This is a genomic window from Bradyrhizobium sp. Unk1 (genome assembly GCF_059512345.1).
Map to the genome: position 1 here is coordinate 90,418 of NZ_JCAMOP010000015.1, position 18,468 is coordinate 108,885.

Sequence of the window (18,468 nt, forward strand, 5' to 3'; positions counted from 1 at the left end):
GCCCGACTGTTGCATTCCGGAGACGGACTCCGCCTCCCGCCTAAGCTACGCTTGGCTCGGAATTAGATTCTTATGAGCGTCGCGCCTGATCAACCGCTTCGGGGACTTCGAAAGCGGATCGAAACTGGGGAGACTGCAATGAATAAGATTTTGATTGGTACTATTGGTGTAATCGCGTTGGGGCTGTCGGCTCCCGCAAGCGCGGCAGATCTCGCTGCCTACACCAAGGCCCCGGCACCGATGATCGCGACCATCTACGACTGGAGCGGCTTCTACATCGGCATCAACGGCGGCGGCGGCACCAGCCATAAGTGCTGGGACGCAGATTTCGGCGGCGGCGTTTTCTTTGGCGAAGGCTGCCACAACGCGACCGGCGGCACGGTCGGTGGCCAGGTCGGCTACCGCTGGCAGTCAGCCAACTGGGTGTTCGGCTTCGAAGGCCAGGGCAACTGGGCCGATTTCTCGGGTGACAACATCAGTGCGATCACCGGCCTGCGCGATCGTTCGAAGATCAACGCCTTCGGCCTGATCACCGGTCAGGTCGGCTACGCCTGGAACAACGTCCTGCTCTACGTGAAGGGCGGCGGCGCCGTCGTCAGCGATCGCTACCGCAGCTTCGACCTCGCCAGCGGCCTCGAAGTCGACCGGGCCAACGAGACCCGTTGGGGCGGCACCGTGGGTGTGGGCGTCGAGTTCGGATTCGCGCCGAACTGGACCGTGGGCTTCGAGTACGACCACATCTTCATGGGCAGCCGCACCGTCGGCTTCACCGGATCCGGCAATTTCGGGATCGCCCCGCTCGGCGTTTCCACACGCTCCGATCGCATCAGCCAGGACGTCGATATCGGCCTCGTCCGCGTGAACTATCGCTGGGGCGGCCCGCTGATCGCAAGATACTGATATCTCTCTGAGATCGCTTGGAAATCAAAGGCCGGCCTCGCGCCGGCCTTTTTGCGTGGGCAACGGGAATTATAGGTCAGTCACCGCTACGTTTTGCGACTATTGTGGCTTTTGGGAGACACAACTTGCGGCTTTGCTGGTGTAAGCACGACATCAGTTGGACCACGGCGTCCGATGTCCTTCCGAACGCACGGAAGGCAAAAACAGAAACCGGGACTGGGATTAGGTTTGAAAATGAAGAAGGTTTTGTTGGCTTCGGCCTGTTTGTTCGCTCTCGCTGCTCCGGCTTCGGCCGCTGATCTCGCGGCGCGCCCCTACACCAAGGCTCCGGTGGCGGTGGCCTCGGTCTACAACTGGACCGGCTTCTACCTCGGTATCGTCGGTGGCGGCGCCTGGGAAAACGGTTCCGGCGACCCGAAGATGAAGGGTGGCTTCGTCGGCGGCACCGCCGGCTACAACTGGCAGACCGGCAACGTCGTGTTCGGCGTCGAGGCTGATGGTTCCTGGGCTGACGTCAGCGCTTCGGCGACCGGCGCCACTGTCGTTCCCGGATTCGGCGTTGTGACCGCAACGGCGAGCTCGAAGACCGATGCCATGGGCACCGTGCGCGGCCGTATCGGCTACGCCGTCAATCAGGTCCTGTTCTACGGCACCGGCGGCTACGCCTGGATCGACAACAAGATCACCCTCTCCGCTCTCGGCTTGACCGCGTCGGACAGCAAGTGGCACTCCGGCTGGACCGTCGGTGCGGGCGTCGAAGCGTTCTTCGCTCCGCAGTGGTCGGTCAAGGGCGAGTACCTCTATCGCAGCCTCGGCGGCGAGACCTACTTCTCGGGCGCCCTGCCCACCGGCACGCTCAACTTCCACACCGTGCAGGTCGGCGTGAACTATCACTTCGGGGCCCCGGTGGTCGCGAAGTACTGAGCTTCGCCTCCAACGCCATCGCGTTACGAAAGGCCGGCCTTGCGCCGGCCTTTTTGTTTTCGCGCGTCCAGATCCAGGCCCACCGATTCACAACGTTTTCGGGGAGAGCTGTGGCATCCCAGTGACACAACCTTCGGCTTCAATGGTGTAGAGCAATGACATCGGTTGGGTCATTGGGGCGGCTATTTTTCGCCGACAAAGAGAAACGAAACTGGGGAATTGAAATGAAGAAGGTTTTGCTGGCCTCGGCCAGTCTGTTCGCACTCAGCGCGTTGGCTCCCGCCTCGGCGGCCGATTTGGCGGCCCGCCCCTACACCAAGGCGCCCATTGCTGTGGCCTCGATCTACAACTGGTCCGGCTTCTACCTCGGCATCAACGGCGGCGGCGCTTCGAGCCGCAACTGCTGGGATGTCAACAACATCTTCGGCGTTGCGGGTCCGGACACGGCTGAAGGCTGTCACAATGCGACAGGCGGCGTCGTCGGTGGCCAGGTCGGTTATCGCTGGCAGTCGGCCAACTGGGTGTTCGGCCTTGAAGCCCAGGGCGACTGGGCCAATCTGAAGGGCTCGAATACGAGCGTGGCGCTTGCTCCGCTGGTCAACGAGACCAAGATCGACGCGATTGGCCTGTTCACCGGCCAGGTCGGCTATGCCTGGAACAATGTGCTCTGGTACGTGAAGGGTGGCGCGGCGGTCACGCATGCCAAGTACAACGGCACGGCGTTCGGCTTGGTCCTCGACAGCGCAAGCGAGACGCGCTGGGGCGGCGCGGTCGGCACCGGCCTCGAATTCGGCTTCGCGCCGAACTGGTCCGTTGCGATCGAATACGACCATCTGTTCATGGGCAAGCGCAACAACTCGTTCACGATTCTCGGCATCAACGACCGCATCGACCGTATCAAGCAGGACGTCGACATGGGCACCGTTCGCCTGAACTACACCTTCGGCGGCCCGGTCGTGGCGAAGTACTAAGCATCGTCTCCAACGCCATCGCGTTACGAAAGGCCGGCCTTGCGCCGGCCTTTTTGTTTTCGCGCGTACGGCGCGAGCGCTTGCGGACAAGTTCCATTTTTCGGCGCGCTGTGACCCTCCGGTGACAGACTGTCGCACCTCAAAGGTTGTATCGAAGATCGCAACAACTTTGGCCTTGGGGGGGTCCGTCTTGAACAAGTTTATGCTTGCCGCTGCCGGCATAGTCGCGATGACCACGTCCGTTTCGGCGGCCGATCTGGCGGCGAGGCCCTACACCAAAGCTCCTGCCCCGATGATCGGCGCGGTCTACGATTGGAGCGGCTTCTACATCGGCGCCAACGGTGGTGGCGGCTGGAGCCATAATTGCTGGGACATCGTCACCAACATCCTCGGTGCACCGGTCACTCCCCCCGCATCGGAGGGCTGCCACACCGCGACCGGCGGCGTGGCCGGCGGCCAGGCCGGCTTTCGCTGGCAAAGCGCGTCGTGGGTGTTCGGCGTGGAAGGCCAGGGCGACTGGGCTCACCTTAGCGGCTCCAATGGACCGAGCCTGGCTGCCGGCGGCGTCGGCTCAGACCGCTCGAAGATCAACGCCTTCGGCCTCGTGACCGGCCAGGTCGGCTACGCCTGGAGCAATGTGCTGTTCTACGCGAAGGGTGGTGCGATGGTTGTGAGCGACAAATACGAGGGCTTCACCACCGCCACCGGCTTCGTGTTCGACAGGGCGAATGAAACGCGCTGGGGCGGAGCGGTTGGTGCTGGCCTCGATTTCGGCGTAACGCCCAACATCGTGGTCGGCGTCGATTATGTGCACGGCTTCATGGGATCGCGCGACAACCGATTTACGTTCAACAACGGCACGTTCTCGCGCGCCGATCGGATCCGCCAGGACGTTGACATCGCAACGGCCCGCGTCAGTTACAGGTTCGCCGGCCCCCTCATCGCCAAATACTGATCTTCGTCTCCAACGCCATCGCGTCACGAAAGGCCGGCCTTGCGCCGGCCTTTTTGTTTTCGCGCGAGGGTGCACCCAACCGTCTTGGAGTCGTGAGGCGCGCGCACGGCGCCCGCGAATGGCTTTGGCGAGTTGGGGACGTGACATGAAGACGTGGATGCTGGCTGCGGTCAGCCTGTTCGCACTCGGCGCGGTCGCGCCGGCTACCGCCGCCGATCTACCGATTTACAAGGCGCCGGCGGCCGCCGTTCCCGTTTATGACTGGAGCGGCATCTATGCCGGCATCAATGGCGGCGGCGGCTTGGCCCATGCCTGCTGGGGCGTGACTCGCGCGCTCGGCATCGCTGTCGATCCGGCCGTTGGCGAAGGCTGTCACAATGCGGGCGGTGGCACGGTCGGCGGACAGCTCGGCTATCGCTGGCAGAAATCGCGCTGGGTGTTCGGCATCGAGGGCCAGGGCAACTGGGCCGACTTCAAGGGCAGCAATGTCAGCGTGGCGTTGGCGCCGATCACGAACCAGACCAAGATCGACAGCTTCGGTCTGTTCACCGGCCAGCTCGGCTACGCTGTGAACAATCTGCTGCTCTACGGCAAGGCCGGCGCAGCCGTGGCCCACGACAAATACGACACCTTCTTTCCGGGCGCGCCAGCGGCGGCGACGTTCAACAGCGTCAACCAGACCCGCTGGGGCTACACGATCGGCATCGGCGTTGAATGGGGCTTTGCCGAGAACTGGTCGGTCGGCGGCGAGTACAATCACGTGTTCCTCGGCCATCACAGCGCTGACTTCGCAACTCTCGTCGGCGGCTTCGCCCCGCGCACCGACCGGATCGGCCAGGATATCGACATGGGCCTGATCCGCATCAATTACCGCTGGGGCGGCCCGGTCGTCGCCAAATACTGAGACAAAGCTTCCCTCAGGAACCTCCAAGTCCTGATCCTGTGCGGATTGCCCCAAATCCGCATTCAAACGCGAACGAAGGGCTGGCCTCGCGCCGGCCCTTCGCATGCTCCGGGCGCCCTGCTCCTGCCAGATGCCGCCAGCGCGCCAACAATCCGTTGACGATTCGCACACGCCACTGGAAATCCGTCCCCGTTCTTCCTACGTTCGCTGGCATACCCATCGGCGCCGATCCCGGTTCCGGGCGACGCGCGCCTTTTTTGTTGGCGCGATCGCGCACCTTTGGGATTCCTTGAGGGCAACTCGGATGGATGAAGTGATCAAGGCGAAGCGCCAACAGCAGAACGCGGGATCCAGCCTGCGCGCAATTACGATCCGTGGCGCGCGCGAGCACAACCTCAAGAATGTCGACGTCGAGATTCCCCGCGACAAGCTGGTGGTGTTCACCGGGCTGTCAGGCTCCGGCAAATCCTCGCTCGCCTTCGACACCATCTATGCCGAGGGCCAGCGCCGCTACGTCGAATCGCTGTCGGCCTATGCGCGCCAGTTCCTGGAGATGATGCAGAAGCCTGATGTCGACCAGATCGACGGCCTGTCGCCGGCGATCTCGATCGAGCAGAAGACGACCTCGAAGAACCCGCGCTCGACCGTCGGCACCGTCACCGAGATCTACGACTACATGCGCCTGCTCTGGGCGCGCGTCGGCGTGCCCTATTCGCCCGCCACGGGTCTGCCGATCGAGAGCCAGACCGTCTCGCAGATGGTCGACCGCGTGCTGGCGCTGCCCGAGGGCACCCGCCTCTATCTGCTCGCCCCCGTCGTGCGCGGCCGCAAGGGCGAGTACCGCAAGGAGCTCGCCGAATGGCTCAAGAAGGGCTTTCAGCGCGTCAAGATCGACGGCACCTTCCATGAGCTCGCGGAAGCGCCGACGCTCGACAAGAAATTTCCGCACGACATCGACGTCGTGGTCGACCGCATCGTGGTGCGCGCCGACATCGGCCAGCGCCTCGCCGAAAGCTTTGAGACCGCGCTGAAGCTCGCGGAGGGCCTCGCCGTCGTCGAGTTCGCCGATGCGCCTGCAGCGGCGGCGCCCGTCGAGGAGAAGAAGAAGACCGCAAAAATTCACGACAAGAGCGGGCCTGAGCGCATCCTGTTCTCGGAAAAATTCGCTTGCCCCGTCTCCGGCTTCACGATTCCGGAGATCGAGCCGCGCCTGTTCTCGTTCAACAATCCCTACGGCGCCTGCCCGGCCTGCGGCGGCCTCGGCGTCGAGCAGCATGTCGACGAGGATCTCGTCATCCCCGACAAGGAGCTCGCCATCGGCAAGGGCGCGATCGCGCCCTGGGCCAAGTCGTCATCGCCCTACTACGTCCAGACGCTGACGGCGCTCGGCAAGCACTACAAGTTCACGCTGACCACCAAATGGAAGGATCTGCCGAAGAAGACGCAGAATGCGATCCTCCATGGCTCGGGCGAGGATGAAATCAAGTTCTCCTACGAAGACGGCGTCCGCTCCTACGACACCAAGAAGCCGTTCGAGGGCGTCATCACCAACATCAACCGCCGCTATCGCGAGACCGAGAGCGAGTGGGCGCGCGAGGAGCTCGCGAAATATTTCCACGACGTCCCGTGCGAGGGCTGCAAGGGTTTCCGGCTGAAGCCCGAGGCGCTCTGCGTCAAGATCGGCGGCAAGCATATCGGCGAGATCTCGGAGCTGTCGGTCAGGAAGGCCGGCGAATGGTTCGAGACCGTGCCCGAGGCGCTGAACACGCAGCAGAACGAGATCGCCGGCCGCATCCTCAAGGAGATCCGCGAGCGCCTCACCTTCCTGCTCGACGTCGGCCTCAATTACCTCACCCTGTCCCGCTCGTCCGGCACGCTGTCCGGCGGCGAGAGCCAGCGCATCCGCCTCGCCTCGCAGATCGGCTCGGGGCTGACGGGCGTGCTCTACGTGCTGGACGAGCCCTCGATCGGCCTGCACCAGCGCGACAACGCGCGCCTGCTCGACACCCTCAAGCGCCTGCGCGACCTCGGCAACACCGTGATCGTGGTCGAGCATGACGAGGACGCGATCCTGCTTGCCGATTACGTCCTCGACATCGGCCCCGGCGCCGGCATGCATGGCGGCAACATCGTCGCCGAAGGCACGCCCGCCGAGATCATGCGCAACCCGAAATCGCTCACCGGCAAATATCTGACCGGCGAGCTCGAGGTCGAGGTGCCGGAGCGGCGCCCGCCGAACCATCGCCGCACCATCAAGGTGGTCAACGCGCGCGGCAACAACCTCAAGAACGTCACGGCCGAAATTCCGCTCGGCCTGTTCACGGCCGTCACCGGCGTCTCCGGCGGCGGCAAGTCGACGCTGCTGATCGACACGCTCTACAAGGCCATCGCCCGCAAGCTGAACAACGCCAGCGAAGGCGCCGCACCCCACGATCGCATCGAGGGTCTCGAGCACATCGACAAGATCATCGACATCGACCAGTCGCCGATCGGCCGCACCCCGCGCTCGAATCCCGCGACCTACACCGGCGCCTTCACGCCGATCCGCGAATGGTTCGCCGGCCTGCCCGAAGCCAAGGCGCGCGGCTACGAGCCCGGCCGCTTCTCCTTCAACGTCAAGGGCGGCCGCTGCGAGGCCTGCCAGGGCGACGGCGTCATCAAGATCGAGATGCACTTCCTGCCCGACGTCTACGTCACCTGCGACGTCTGCAAGGGCAAGCGTTACAACCGCGAGACGCTGGAGGTCCTGTTCAAGGGCAAGAGCATCGCCGACGTGCTCGACATGACCGTCGAGGAAGCCGCCGACTTCTTCAAGGCGGTGCCGCGCGTGCGCGAGACGTTCCAGACCCTGCACCGCGTCGGCCTCGACTACATCCATGTCGGCCAGCAGGCCACGACCCTGTCGGGCGGCGAAGCCCAGCGCGTCAAGCTCGCCAAGGAGCTGTCCAAGCGCGCCACCGGCCGCACGCTCTACATCCTGGACGAGCCGACCACCGGTCTTCATTTCCACGACGTCAAGAAGCTGCTGGAAGTGCTGCACGAGCTGGTCGCGCAGGGCAACACGGTCGTCGTCATCGAGCACAATCTCGAAGTCATCAAGACCGCAGACTGGGTCATCGACCTCGGCCCCGAAGGCGGCGACGGCGGCGGCGAGATCGTCGCCTGGGGCCCGCCGGAGGATATCGCGAAAGCGCCGCGGAGCTACACGGGCAAGTTTCTGGACCCGGTGCTGAAGAAGGCAAGGAAGCCGAAGCGGCGGAGCACGAGCGAGGCGGCGGAGTAGAATTCACTCCGCCTCGTCCGCGGGATCATCGGGGAAAGGCTGTAAGTGTCCGCGATGCCCAGCCGCACCTACATGCTCTTCCGCAAGGCAATCCTCGCCGAGCAGCAGATGACCTGCATCTACGAGGGGCGCTATCGCGAACTTTGTCCGCATATCATCGGTACCAACAAGATCGGTGAGGAAGCCGTACTGGCTTGGCAGTTCGCCGGCGAGAGCAGCGGACCGCTGCCGCAATGGCGATGCCTGAAGCTCGCCAATATCACCAACGCCCGCACACGCGATGGTCCCTGGCACGAGGGCGGCTCTCACCGGACTACTCAAACCTGCGTCAGCAACATCGATCTCGACATCAATGTTCACGTGCGCAAATTGCGGTGACGCATTCGTCCGCGAGCCAGAGCACGATTCAGCGACAAAAGATGTCTTCCGCGGCCCAATGATCGGTCGCGAAGGCCTGGGCCGCCCGAACATCATCCGGCGTAAGCCGCGGGTGCTCCGCTATGATGGCCTCGGTGGCCATGCCAGCCTCCAGTTCGTGCAACACCAGTTCGACCGGCACGCGCGTCCCACGGATGACGGGCTTGCTCCATGATCGCAGGGTTGATTTCAATGTGCTCGTGTCGCATGACTGTCCTTGAATTGTCCTGAAATAATAGCACGCCACGTCTCGTTTTTCAGCGAACTCCAAAACCCTCCTCCATGCCCTACTCCCTCGCCATCTTCGATCTCGACGGCACGCTGGCCGACAGCTTTCCATGGTTCCTGCGGACCATCAACGATGTCGCCGACCGCTTCAATTTTCGTCGCGTCGCGGATGACGAAATCGAAGCGCTACGGCATGCTTCGAGCCGTGAGATCCTCACCCGGCTCGAGGTCCCGCTGTGGAAGCTGCCGGCGATCGCGCGACATGCGCGGCGGCTGAAGGCGGAGGCGGCTGCGGAGATTCCCCTGTTCGCGGGCGTCGAGACGATGCTGCAGACGCTCGCCAATAACGGCGTGCAGCTCGCGCTGGTGACGTCGGACAGCGAATCCAATGCGCGCGAGAAGCTTGGCGAGTCCGCCGCCCTGTTTGCGCATTTCGACTGCGCGGCATCGCTGTTCGGCAAGCCCGCAAAATTCCGGCGCGTCGTCCGGCGCGCGGGCGTGGAGCCGGGCAAGGTCATCGCCATCGGCGACGAGGTCCGCGACATCGAGGCCGCGCGGGCCGTGGGCATCGCCTGCGGCGCGGTCAGTTGGGGCTATGCCGCGCCGGCGGCGCTACAGGCGCTTGCGCCCGACCACATGTTCGCGCAGATGGAGGAGATTGCGGACGTGGTCTGCCGGATTCCGCTCAAAGCCTGATCCGCAATCGACACGCCCCGCCAAGGGAGACGGCAATGACACTCACGGACGCAGCCCGCCTCAAACTCCTGGAGCCGCCGGCGGGCAAGGTGCGCGTGGTGCTCGACACCGACACCTACAACGAGATCGACGATCAGTTCGCGCTGGTGCAGATGCTGCTGTCGAAGGACCGGTTCGACGTCGAGGCGATCTACGCCGCGCCGTTCTTCAACACACGCTCGAAAAGTCCCGGCCACGGCATGGAGCTGAGCTACCAGGAAATCCTTCGCCTGCTCGAGCGCCTCAATGTCGCGCCGGAAGGCCTGGTTCATCGCGGCGTCACCGACTATGTCGGCCCCGGCAAGACGGCGCAGGCCGCCCCCGCCGTCAACGACCTCGTGGCCCGGGCGCGCGCAGGCTCTCCGGACAATCCGCTCTACGTCATTGCCATCGGCGCCATTAGCAATGTCGCCTCGGCGCTGCTCAAGGCCCCCGACATCATCGACCGCGTGGTGGTGGTCTGGCTTGGCGGCCATGCGCTGGAATGGCCGCACACGATCGAGTTCAACCTCAAGCAGGACGTCGGCGGCGCGCAGGTGCTGTTGGACAGCGGCGTGCCGCTCGTGCTCGTGCCATGCAAGGGCGTCACCTCGCACCTTCACAGCACGGTGCCGGAGATCGAGCGCTACGTCGAACCGCATGGCAGCATCGGCGCGTTCCTCGCCATGCGCTTCAAGGAATACTCGTCTGATCATCTGGGCTGGGCCAAGGAGATCTGGGACATGGCGCCGGTCGGCTGGCTTCTCAATCCCGATTGGGCGCCGAGCGTGATCATCCCGGCCCCGGTTCTCACGGATCAGATCACGTGGAGCATCGATCGCCGGCGGCATCCGATCCGCTACGTGACCTATGTGGATCGCAACCCGATCCTGAAGGACTTTTTCCTGAAGTTGAAGGCGTTTGCCGGATCTAAAAGTGGTTTAGCGCCGTAGCCCGGATGGAGCGAAGCGCAATCCGGGAAAGTGTCCCCGCATTCCGCTTCGCTCCATGCAGGCTACAGATGCTTCACGCCCCCTACTCCGTCCGCCTGAGAAACGCCCCGAACGCCCGCGGGCCGTCGCCGGTCTTGACCTCGCCGATCACCTTCAGCTCAGTGGCATCGATGATGCTCAGAGTGTTGCTCTCCCAGCAGGCGACGATGACGCGCTTGCCGTCGGCGGTCGCATTGATGCCTTCGGGATAGTCGCCGACATTGATCCGCTTGATCGGCTTCAGCGTCGCCAGGTCGAACACGCTGACGGTGCCGCCATACTGGTCGGTGACGAAGCCGCGCCCTTGCGTCAGCGCCACGGCATAGGGACGCATCCCGACCGGCACGCGGCCGATCTCTTGGCTCGCGGCGATGTCGATCACCGAGACGTCGTTGGAGCCGACATTGGCGGTGTAGGCGCGTTTTCCCTCGGCATCGATGGTGACGCCGAACGGACGGGTGCCGACCTTGATGGTCGCTTTGCGCTCACGCGTCGCGGTATTCACCACCGAGACGCTGTCGTCGTCGCGGTCCGCCGAGAGCAGCAGCCTGCCGTCAGGCGTCACCGCAAGGCCGGACGGCGAAGCGCCGACCGCGATGCTGGCCGTGACGCTGCGCGAGGCCGTATCGATCACCCGCACCGCGGCGGCATACCAATCCGCGACGTAGAGCGTCTTGCCGTCGGGCGTCACGGCAATGCCGAGCGGCCCGCCGCCCACCTCGATCCGCCCCGAGACCTGCCGCGTTGCCGCGTCGACCACGGTCACCGCCTTGGCGTCGGGGCTGGTCACATAGGCAAAGCGCCCATCCGCGCTGACGGCCACGCCGGCCGGCTTGCCGCCGATCGGAATGGTCGCGACGCTGCGCGATGTCGCGAGGTCCACGACCATCAGATCGTCACTGAGCTGGTTGGTGACGAATGCCTCTTCAGCGGACGCGCTGCCAATACCGGCAGCGCAAAGGCTGGCGGCGAGCGCCGCCAGGACCCGCGCCCGCACAGTCAGCTTCCGCTCTCGATCTTCTTCTTCAGCGCTTCGAGGCCGGCCTGATAGAGCCCCTTCACCGCCTTCACCGCGGCCTCGTCGCTCAGCTCCGGCGGCGGATCGTTGTTGGGGAAGCCACGGTAGAACGCGCCGGCCCATTCCAGCGTCGCGCTCTTGCCGTCGGCGCTCGGCGTCACCGTCAGCGTCGAGGAATAATTGGTGACCGGCAGCACCTTCACGTCCACCTTGGTGATCCGGTAGGAATAGGTCATCGCGGCAGCGTCGAACTTGTAGAGTTCCTCATCGACGGTGGCGCCTCCCGTCAGGGTCAGCCGCCGCGTCGCTTCGATCTCATTGCCCTTTTCGCCCTCGGTCTTGGTAACAGGCGGCAGCCAGCTCATGTCCTGGAAATTGCCGATCGCGGCCCACACCTTGGCCGGGGCTGCGTTGATCTCGATGGATTCGCGCACCTTCTGCCGGGTCGGCCCATGCGCCCAGGCCGGGCCAAACGCCGCCGTCAAGGCCACCGCGCCCGCGGCAGTCAGCACCGCGCCCATGACCGTGCGCCGTCCAATCGTCACCCTCATCTCGTTTCCTCATGCGTCTCGTTGATCCTGCGCGACTTGAGGCGCGCTGAGATCATGGTAGCGCATTTTGCGGCCGAGGGGAGACCTGTTCGTGGCGGCGCTGCGGCGCGCGCTCGCGCGTCCCACTACCCCTTGCACCGCCCGGCGGGCAAAACACCCAATGGGCGGGTCAACCACCCCACGCAGAAATAATTCTCTTTATCCGTATTTCGGATTATCATATAGAAAGCCATCCCAGCCCGGCCGAGGGGCGTATCGCGATCGTCACGACACGCGGGATGGGACGTGGTGGACGCAGGCAGCGTCGGCGCGAAGGTGATTTGCAGGGCGGGCAACCGTGAGCGAACGCCGCGCGCACACGACCGGTGCAGCCTGCGTACGGTAAAACCGTGCCGTCCTGGCGCCCGGGGTCTGTGCGCCAAGTCTAGCGGTGATGTGGCGGCCCGACCGGGTCCGCAACATCAGTCATCCGCAAGGCGACGGGGGCAATAGTGCATCGCTCCCCGGGGAGAGCTCGGCATAAGCCGTCAAACCACTGCGCAGGGAAGGCCGGATGTTTGGCTTCACCTGTATGCCGCTGTGCAAACTTCGTAGCGCAATTTCCGCACAGTGGACCGCTTGTGCCAGCCGGCACCCGGCCTTCCCTGCGCCCTCGGCATCTTCGAGGGCGGCACCTGACGCAAAGCTCGGGCGGAATACGCCGCGAGAACGAGAAAGTGTGTCCGCGAGTTCAAACGCCAGTCGGAAGACGAAGCATGTCGCCCAAACCGTCATTGCGAGCACAGCGAAGCAATCCAGACTGCCGCCGCGAAGAGATTCTGGATTGCTTCGCTGCGCTCGCAATGACGACGGAGGGAGCAAGCGCTGGGTGCGTGCCTCGACTACTCCGCCAGCGTCGCCTCCACGAACCCGCGTGGATCGTCGCAGAATTCGCGCATCACCCGGTAGTGATCGGTCTGCTCCACCGTCGTCGGCTCCAGGCCGTATTTTCCGAGCCGAAGCAGTTGCGCATTTGGATAGGCCATCAGCATCGGCGCATGGGTCGCCATGATGACCTGGCAGATGCGGGAATCGTCCATGCGTCGCAAGAGCTTCAGGAATTCGATCTGACGCGCCGGCGACAGCGCCGATTCCGGCTCATCGAAGATGAAGATACCCTGGCGCTGGCAGCGTTCTTCGAAGAAGCGCAGAAAACCTTCGCCATGGGAATGCGACAGGAAGTCGGGGCCGGCCTGGCCGGCATCACGTGCGGCCTTGTCGAGATATCGCGCCACCGAGAAAAAACTCTCGGCGCGAAAAAACCAGCCGTTGGTGATCTTCGGCAGCCAGCTTGCGCGCAAGGCCCTGGAAAGCTGGCCGCCCATCTTCTCCCGCGCTTCGGAATGGTCGACGGGCATGTAGCCCTTGCCTCCACCGGCATCGTCGTAGCCGGCCAGCGCTGCAATACCCTCGAGGATCGTGGACTTCCCGGTGCCATTCTCCCCGACGATGATCGTGATGGCGGCGTCGAAGTTGAGCTCGAAATCATCCGGGAAGATGGGCAGGCAAAACGGATAGGCCTCGCGATCGTGAACCTGCGTCGGGTCGAGCCAGACCCGTTTCAGATACGGCGCCGGCAGATTGATTGTGCGATTGCTTCTTCGGCTCATGCCCGGCTTCCCCCCATTCCGACCAGTCGCTCGAACGGAACATATCAAGAACACAACCCTCGCGAAAGCCGCATCTGAGAAACATTTAGAAACAGATAGAAATAAACCCGACATGGGTCGGTTGGACACAAACCAAAACCTAAGCTTGTGGGCCGGAAACCGCCCTTGGAAAACTTAGCTGTGAGACAATTTGCTGGCATGAGGCCAGCCCACACCCGCGACCCGGCAATGATTGACGGACGACCGGGACCTTAACGCCGCGAGGAGTGCGCGATGGTATCAACGTATTTCAGCTACAACTACATTGCGCACCATCTCAAGCAGTCCCTGACGCGGGTTGAACAGCAACCCGACGTCGCGCGAGAATCCGCCTATTACAAAGCCAACATCGGCAAGGTGCGGACCGTCGATGATCTTATGAAGGATTATCGCCTGTATCATTATGCAATGAAGGCATATGGCCTGGAAGACATGGCCTACGCCAAGGCTTTCATGAAGAAGGTGCTGGAGAGCGACCTCTCCGACCCAAAGAGCTTCGTCAACAAGCTGGTAGACAAGCGCTACCGGGAGTTTGCCGCGGCATTCTCCTTCAATGGCGGTGCAACGCCGGTTGCGCAATCGGGGGACCAGACCGACGAGATGATCGGTCTGTACACGACGACCAAGAAGAACCAGGTCGATGCGCTTGCCGCCGACTCGAAGTACTACAGCGCTGAAATCGGCAAGATCAGCAGCGCTGACCAACTCCTGAACAACGACCGTCTTCGCAACTATGTCTATTCGGCATACGGGATCGATCAAAGCAAGTGGCCGCCTGACACGATCAGCCAGGTCCTGCGCAGCGATCCATCCGATCCAAATAGCTACGTCAACACCACCTTCGCTTCTCAGTTGACCGGCCTCAAAGCCAATCTTGCTCAAGCCCAAGCAGATGCCAACGCCGCCGATTTGAAGATATCCGACTACACGAAGCAACTATCGCAGCCGGGCGCCGACGTGACCCAGTTGAACATCCAGATCCTGGTCGAAAAATATCACCTGGAATTATCTACGAAGAGCATCTCCAGCCTCAGCGGCCAGATAACGACGATTAACGGGTTTGTAGACCTGGCCGGCGCGTTCGAGTTTTCGCCCGATGGGTCACTTCCGTCGGGTGTACCTGCGCAGACTTCTGCAAACATCACGCTCACGAAAAAGAAGTTCGACGACAGCAAGGCCGCCGTCTATGCGGCGGCAAGTCCGATATACGAAGCTCAGGCGATCAAGCAATTCAGAAAGGACCTCAGCAAGATCAATTCAGTCCAGGCGTTCGTATCGACACCTAGCGTGTATGATTTTGCGCTGGGCGCCGTCGGCCTCGATCCCGGAACGGTCTCGAAGGCGACAATCACGGCAGTCCTCGAAAGCGACCTCAACAACCCCAAGAGCTACGTCTATACCCTCAAGGACAATCGATACGTAGAACTCGCACGCGCCTTCAACTTCGACGCAAAAGGCAATCTGACAACCCCCTTGGTGGCTCAGGACTCGGCTCAGGTCCTCCAGATCGCGAGGGAATACGTCGTTGCTGCGCTGAAACAGGCAAGCCCTCAGGATCAGAAGGCAGTTAAGGCATTAGCCACGAAAGATGCGACGGCTTATCAAGAGGCAATCGCAGGCATCGACAGCGTTTCCGAGCTTCTCGCAAACAGGCCGATGGTCGATTTCATTCTCTTGGCCAAGGGGTTGGACCCTAAGAAGGTCAGCAACGAATTTCTCAAGAAGATCTTCGCCTCGGACCTGAGTAACCCAAAGAGCTTCGCGAACACGCAGAGCGATCCTCGCTTTGCCGACATCGTGTCGTCGTTCAACTTCGACAGCAAGGGTAACGTCGCGCGCCTCCCGATGATGGGTCCTCAGAAGCGAGATCAATTCCGGGAAACACAGGCGAACTATCTCCAGCAAAGCCTGGAGCAGCAGCAGGGGGATACGAATCCCGGCGTACGCCTTGCGCTTTATTTCCAGCGAAAGGCGGGAGCGGGAGAAATCACGTCCGCATACGACATCCTTGCCGACAAGGCTCTTTCGGAGGTGTTCAGGACCGCTTTCGATTTGCCCGATTCGATGGCCTCGATGCAGATCGATCAGCAAGCCAAGGTCGTGGACAAATTCATGAAGATCAAGGATCTTTCCGATCCGGCGAAGGTTGAAAAACTGTTGAGCCGGTTCTCCGCCATGTATGACGTCAGAAACAGCCAGAGCATCGACCAGGGTCAATCTCCCTTGCTCAACCTCTTTCAAGGATCGAGCTCAGGCTTATCTGGGATAAGTCAATCCACGTTCCTGGCCATCGCCAAGCTACGTGCTCACTGATGATCGCTCGCCGATACTAGCCCAACACCTCGAGCACCAGCTCCATGGTCATCAGCACGGGATTATCGCCGCGGACCAAGCAACCTTCGGCGATGCCCCCGGTGTAGTCGATCAGTGCAACATCGAGCGCGGCTTCCAGCCCGCCGGAAGGGCCAGGCGCGATCGCACCGGCCGTTATTGCGAGTTCGGTCGCGAACGGCTCGGTCCCCCCGCCATGGGTGAAGCGCGCGCCGATGGTCGAGCCGACGCCGCCGTGGATCTTCGCGCGGGCGATGCCGTGCGCGCGGCAAAAACCTTCGAGGCAGCCGGCAAAATCCTGGTTGGGACGCAGCCGCAGCGCGAAGGCGCTGCTCGTCGTGCGCGCGCCGGTGCTCGCGGCCGCGACCGGCCCGAACAGCTTGAAGTTGGTCTCGGGATCGGGCTCCGCGGCGAACATTGCACCGTCGATGCCGAAAGCCTCGACCTCGAACGGCTCGGCGACAACAGTCTCGTCCGGCAGCATGTGCCCACCGCTTGCCTTGCCGTCCGCCTCCGTCCAGAGCCCGTGGCAATGAAAGAACGGCGCGCCATCGCGCATACCGAGCGTCATGCTGGCGAGTTTCGTCCGCGTCACGCCGCTGGGGCGAAAAGTGTCACTGTAGAACGCTGCGTTCTCACCTGTCTTCGACAGCGCCGGCATCACATATGCGAATGGTCCGAGCGCAGCGCCGCCAAAATTCAGCACGCCACTGGCAAACCCCTCTGCCGCAAAACCACGCCGCGCGGCTTCGAGCAGCGGCAGGCCCGCTTCGAGCCTAAACGAGAACGCGCGCCCCCTCGCCTCGACCCATTGGATGCGTTCGGGGACAGGCGCGCCCGGCTGCTTGATACTTCGCATCGCGTATGCTCAGCCCGCCTGCTTGTTGTCGAGATCGAGCAGCCCGCGCGCCTCGAGCTCTTCGCGCACCATGCGCTTCGGGATCTTGCCATAGCCGGACTTCGGCAAGGCTTCCCAGAAGAAGAACCGCTTCGGCATCTTGTAGCGCGGCACCTTCGGCAGGAGGAACGCAGCCATCTCCGCTTCGCTCACCGGCTTCTCGCCTTCGCGCGCGACGCAGACGGCGACGCCGACCTCGCCCCAGGTCGCATCGGGCACGCCGAGCACGGCGACCTCGCCGACCGCGGGATGCGTCAAGATCTTCTCCTCGATCTCGCGCGGATAGATGTTGGAGCCCCCGGAGATGTACATGTCGGAGGCGCGTCCCGTGATGTAGACGAACCCCTCCTCGTCCATGTGCCCGAGGTCACCGGTGCGGAACCAGCCGTTGCGGAACGCCTTCGCATTGGCCTCGGGGTTGTCGTAGTAGCCGGCAAGCACGGCAGGCCCGATCACGCAGATCTCGCCGCTCTGATTGGCGGCCAGCTCGCGGCCCTCGTCGTCCTGGATCGAGACCTGCATGGCCGTGCGCTCGAAGCCGCAGGTGCCGATCTTCGCATAAGGCCCGTCCTCGGGATCATGCAGCGCCGCCGGCAGCACGGTGATGTTGCCGGTGACCTCGCCGAGGCCAAAATACTGCACGATGACCTTGCCGAGCTTCTTCAGCGCGGCCTTCTGGTCCTCGCGGTACATCGGCGCGCCGGCGTAGATCACGTGACGCAGCGAGGAATGATCGTATTTGCTGGCGGCGGGATGCTCGACCATCATCTTCAGGATCGTCGGCACCGTGAAGAGATTGCTGACCCGATGCGCCTCGATCAGGCGAAACGCCTCGTCGATGTCGAATTTCTCCGTCGGCAGCAGCACGGTGCGCACGCCGCGCGCGGTCTGCACCAGCTGATGGACGCCGGCGCCATGCGACAGCGGCGCCACCACCAGCGATGCGTCGGCTTCCGTGACGCCGGGGGTGAGATCGGCGAGGTGATTGGTGACGACAAAACCCATCTGGCCGTGGGTCAGCACCGCGGCCTTGGAGCGGCCTGTGGTGCCGGAGGTGAAGAAGAACCAGCAGGGATCGTCGTGCTCGACGGCGACGTTCGCAACGCTTGCACCAGCCTGCGAGGCGATGGCTTCCGCCACCGAGCGCTCGCCGAACGAGCCCTTGCCGTCGACGCTCCAGGTGAACTCCAGCGCACCGCCCTTCACGGCTGCAGCGTGCTCGGGAAAATCGACATGGCACAGGAACGCCTTCGCGCCGGAGGCCTGCGCGAGATAGGTGACCTCATCCGGCATCAGGCGGAAATTGGTGGGCACCCAGACCGCAGCGAGCCGGAACGCGGCGAACATCGAGAAGAACATCTCGTCGCCGTTCTTGGAATGGACGAGGATGCGGTCGCCCTTGGCGATGCCGCGCGCGGCGAGTGCAGCGGCCAGCGCCGACACCTGCGCATCAATCTCGCGCCAGGTCCAGGATTTGTCCCCCCAGACGAAGCCGGGACGCGACCCATGCCGCCGCGCATTCTGGGTCAGCATGTGAGCGAGATTCATGACGCGGCGGGACATGCGCAGGGGCTGCATCGGGCTTCCTCTTCGACGGCGGACGGCGCACGAGCCGCCCGCTCCTTGCAGCCCATTTATCGCGATCCGAGCAACCGTCGCAAGGCGGCCCGGCGCAGGTCGTCATGCCGGCTGCT

At 63.2% G+C, this 18,468-nt stretch carries 16 protein-coding genes; 10 read left to right on the top strand and 6 right to left on the bottom strand.

Translation table 11 applies throughout. The features are described 5' to 3' along the window. Positions 1 to 138: 138 nt before the first annotated feature. The 7 genes from AC5ZFO_RS20640 to AC5ZFO_RS20670 all read left to right on the top strand — a co-directional run bounded on the left by AC5ZFO_RS20640 (position 139) and on the right by AC5ZFO_RS20670 (position 8,315). Positions 139 to 900 carry an outer membrane protein gene (locus AC5ZFO_RS20640; RefSeq protein ID WP_496122432.1) on the top strand — a complete coding sequence of 254 codons (762 nt, stop codon included), beginning with the start codon at positions 139 to 141 and terminating at the stop codon, positions 898 to 900. Positions 901 to 1,134: 234 nt separating this feature from the next. After that, entirely contained in the window at positions 1,135 to 1,824 is a 690-nt protein-coding gene (locus AC5ZFO_RS20645) for an outer membrane protein (protein ID WP_282519028.1), read from the top strand. A gap of 224 nt (positions 1,825 to 2,048) precedes the next feature. Next, positions 2,049 to 2,795 (top strand): outer membrane protein, encoded by a 747-nt coding sequence (locus tag AC5ZFO_RS20650; protein WP_282519027.1) that lies wholly within the window; start codon positions 2,049 to 2,051, stop codon positions 2,793 to 2,795. 190 nt (positions 2,796 to 2,985) lie between these two features. Continuing rightward, positions 2,986 to 3,750, top strand: coding sequence for an outer membrane protein (locus tag AC5ZFO_RS20655; protein WP_282519026.1), 765 nt, complete (start codon positions 2,986 to 2,988; stop codon positions 3,748 to 3,750). 145 nt (positions 3,751 to 3,895) lie between these two features. Next, positions 3,896 to 4,654: an outer membrane protein gene (locus AC5ZFO_RS20660; RefSeq protein WP_282519025.1), complete on the top strand. Its 759-nt coding sequence runs from the start codon at positions 3,896 to 3,898 to the stop codon at positions 4,652 to 4,654. Between the two features lie 304 nt (positions 4,655 to 4,958). Beyond that, a complete protein-coding gene (gene uvrA, locus AC5ZFO_RS20665; RefSeq protein WP_282519024.1) occupies positions 4,959 to 7,937 on the top strand; it encodes an excinuclease ABC subunit UvrA in 2,979 nt (992 codons plus the stop codon). A gap of 45 nt (positions 7,938 to 7,982) precedes the next feature. Beyond that, positions 7,983 to 8,315, top strand: coding sequence for a hypothetical protein (locus AC5ZFO_RS20670; protein ID WP_282519023.1), 333 nt, complete (start codon positions 7,983 to 7,985; stop codon positions 8,313 to 8,315). A gap of 28 nt (positions 8,316 to 8,343) precedes the next feature. Here AC5ZFO_RS20670 and AC5ZFO_RS20675 read toward each other — a convergent pair whose 3' ends face one another. Next, entirely contained in the window at positions 8,344 to 8,625 is a 282-nt protein-coding gene (locus tag AC5ZFO_RS20675) for a DUF433 domain-containing protein (RefSeq protein WP_282519022.1), read from the bottom strand. Between the two features lie 11 nt (positions 8,626 to 8,636). On the opposite strand from AC5ZFO_RS20675, the gene AC5ZFO_RS20680 reads away from it, so the two are divergent. Both AC5ZFO_RS20680 and AC5ZFO_RS20685 read left to right on the top strand, forming a co-directional pair. Next, complete coding sequence (locus AC5ZFO_RS20680; protein ID WP_282519021.1) at positions 8,637 to 9,278, top strand: HAD-IA family hydrolase; 642 nt, start codon at positions 8,637 to 8,639, stop codon at positions 9,276 to 9,278. 35 nt (positions 9,279 to 9,313) lie between these two features. After that, positions 9,314 to 10,249 (top strand): nucleoside hydrolase, encoded by a 936-nt coding sequence (locus AC5ZFO_RS20685; protein WP_282519020.1) that lies wholly within the window; start codon positions 9,314 to 9,316, stop codon positions 10,247 to 10,249. Between the two features lie 82 nt (positions 10,250 to 10,331). Here the strand turns inward: AC5ZFO_RS20685 and AC5ZFO_RS20690 are convergent, their stop codons facing one another. From AC5ZFO_RS20690 to AC5ZFO_RS20700, 3 genes are all read right to left on the bottom strand, one after another. Beyond that, entirely contained in the window at positions 10,332 to 11,285 is a 954-nt protein-coding gene (locus AC5ZFO_RS20690; RefSeq protein ID WP_282519019.1) for a YVTN family beta-propeller repeat protein, read from the bottom strand. A 2-nt stretch (positions 11,286 to 11,287) separates the two neighbouring features. Then, entirely contained in the window at positions 11,288 to 11,857 is a 570-nt protein-coding gene (locus AC5ZFO_RS20695) for an SRPBCC family protein (RefSeq protein ID WP_496122433.1), read from the bottom strand. Between the two features lie 881 nt (positions 11,858 to 12,738). Continuing rightward, a complete protein-coding gene (locus AC5ZFO_RS20700) occupies positions 12,739 to 13,506 on the bottom strand; it encodes an AAA family ATPase (protein WP_282519017.1) in 768 nt (255 codons plus the stop codon). A gap of 273 nt (positions 13,507 to 13,779) precedes the next feature. Here AC5ZFO_RS20700 and AC5ZFO_RS20705 point away from each other — a divergent pair, with 273 nt between their 5' ends. Continuing rightward, positions 13,780 to 15,858 (top strand): DUF1217 domain-containing protein, encoded by a 2,079-nt coding sequence (locus AC5ZFO_RS20705; RefSeq protein ID WP_282519016.1) that lies wholly within the window; start codon positions 13,780 to 13,782, stop codon positions 15,856 to 15,858. Between the two features lie 16 nt (positions 15,859 to 15,874). Here AC5ZFO_RS20705 and AC5ZFO_RS20710 read toward each other — a convergent pair whose 3' ends face one another. Together AC5ZFO_RS20710 and AC5ZFO_RS20715 are read right to left on the bottom strand one after the other, a co-directional pair. After that, positions 15,875 to 16,735: a PCC domain-containing protein gene (locus AC5ZFO_RS20710; RefSeq protein WP_282519015.1), complete on the bottom strand. Its 861-nt coding sequence runs from the start codon at positions 16,733 to 16,735 to the stop codon at positions 15,875 to 15,877. Positions 16,736 to 16,744: 9 nt separating this feature from the next. Continuing rightward, on the bottom strand, positions 16,745 to 18,352 hold the full coding sequence (locus AC5ZFO_RS20715) for an acyl-CoA synthetase (protein WP_282519014.1): 1,608 nt from the start codon (positions 18,350 to 18,352) through the stop codon (positions 16,745 to 16,747). Between the last annotated feature and the right edge of the window lie 116 nt (positions 18,353 to 18,468).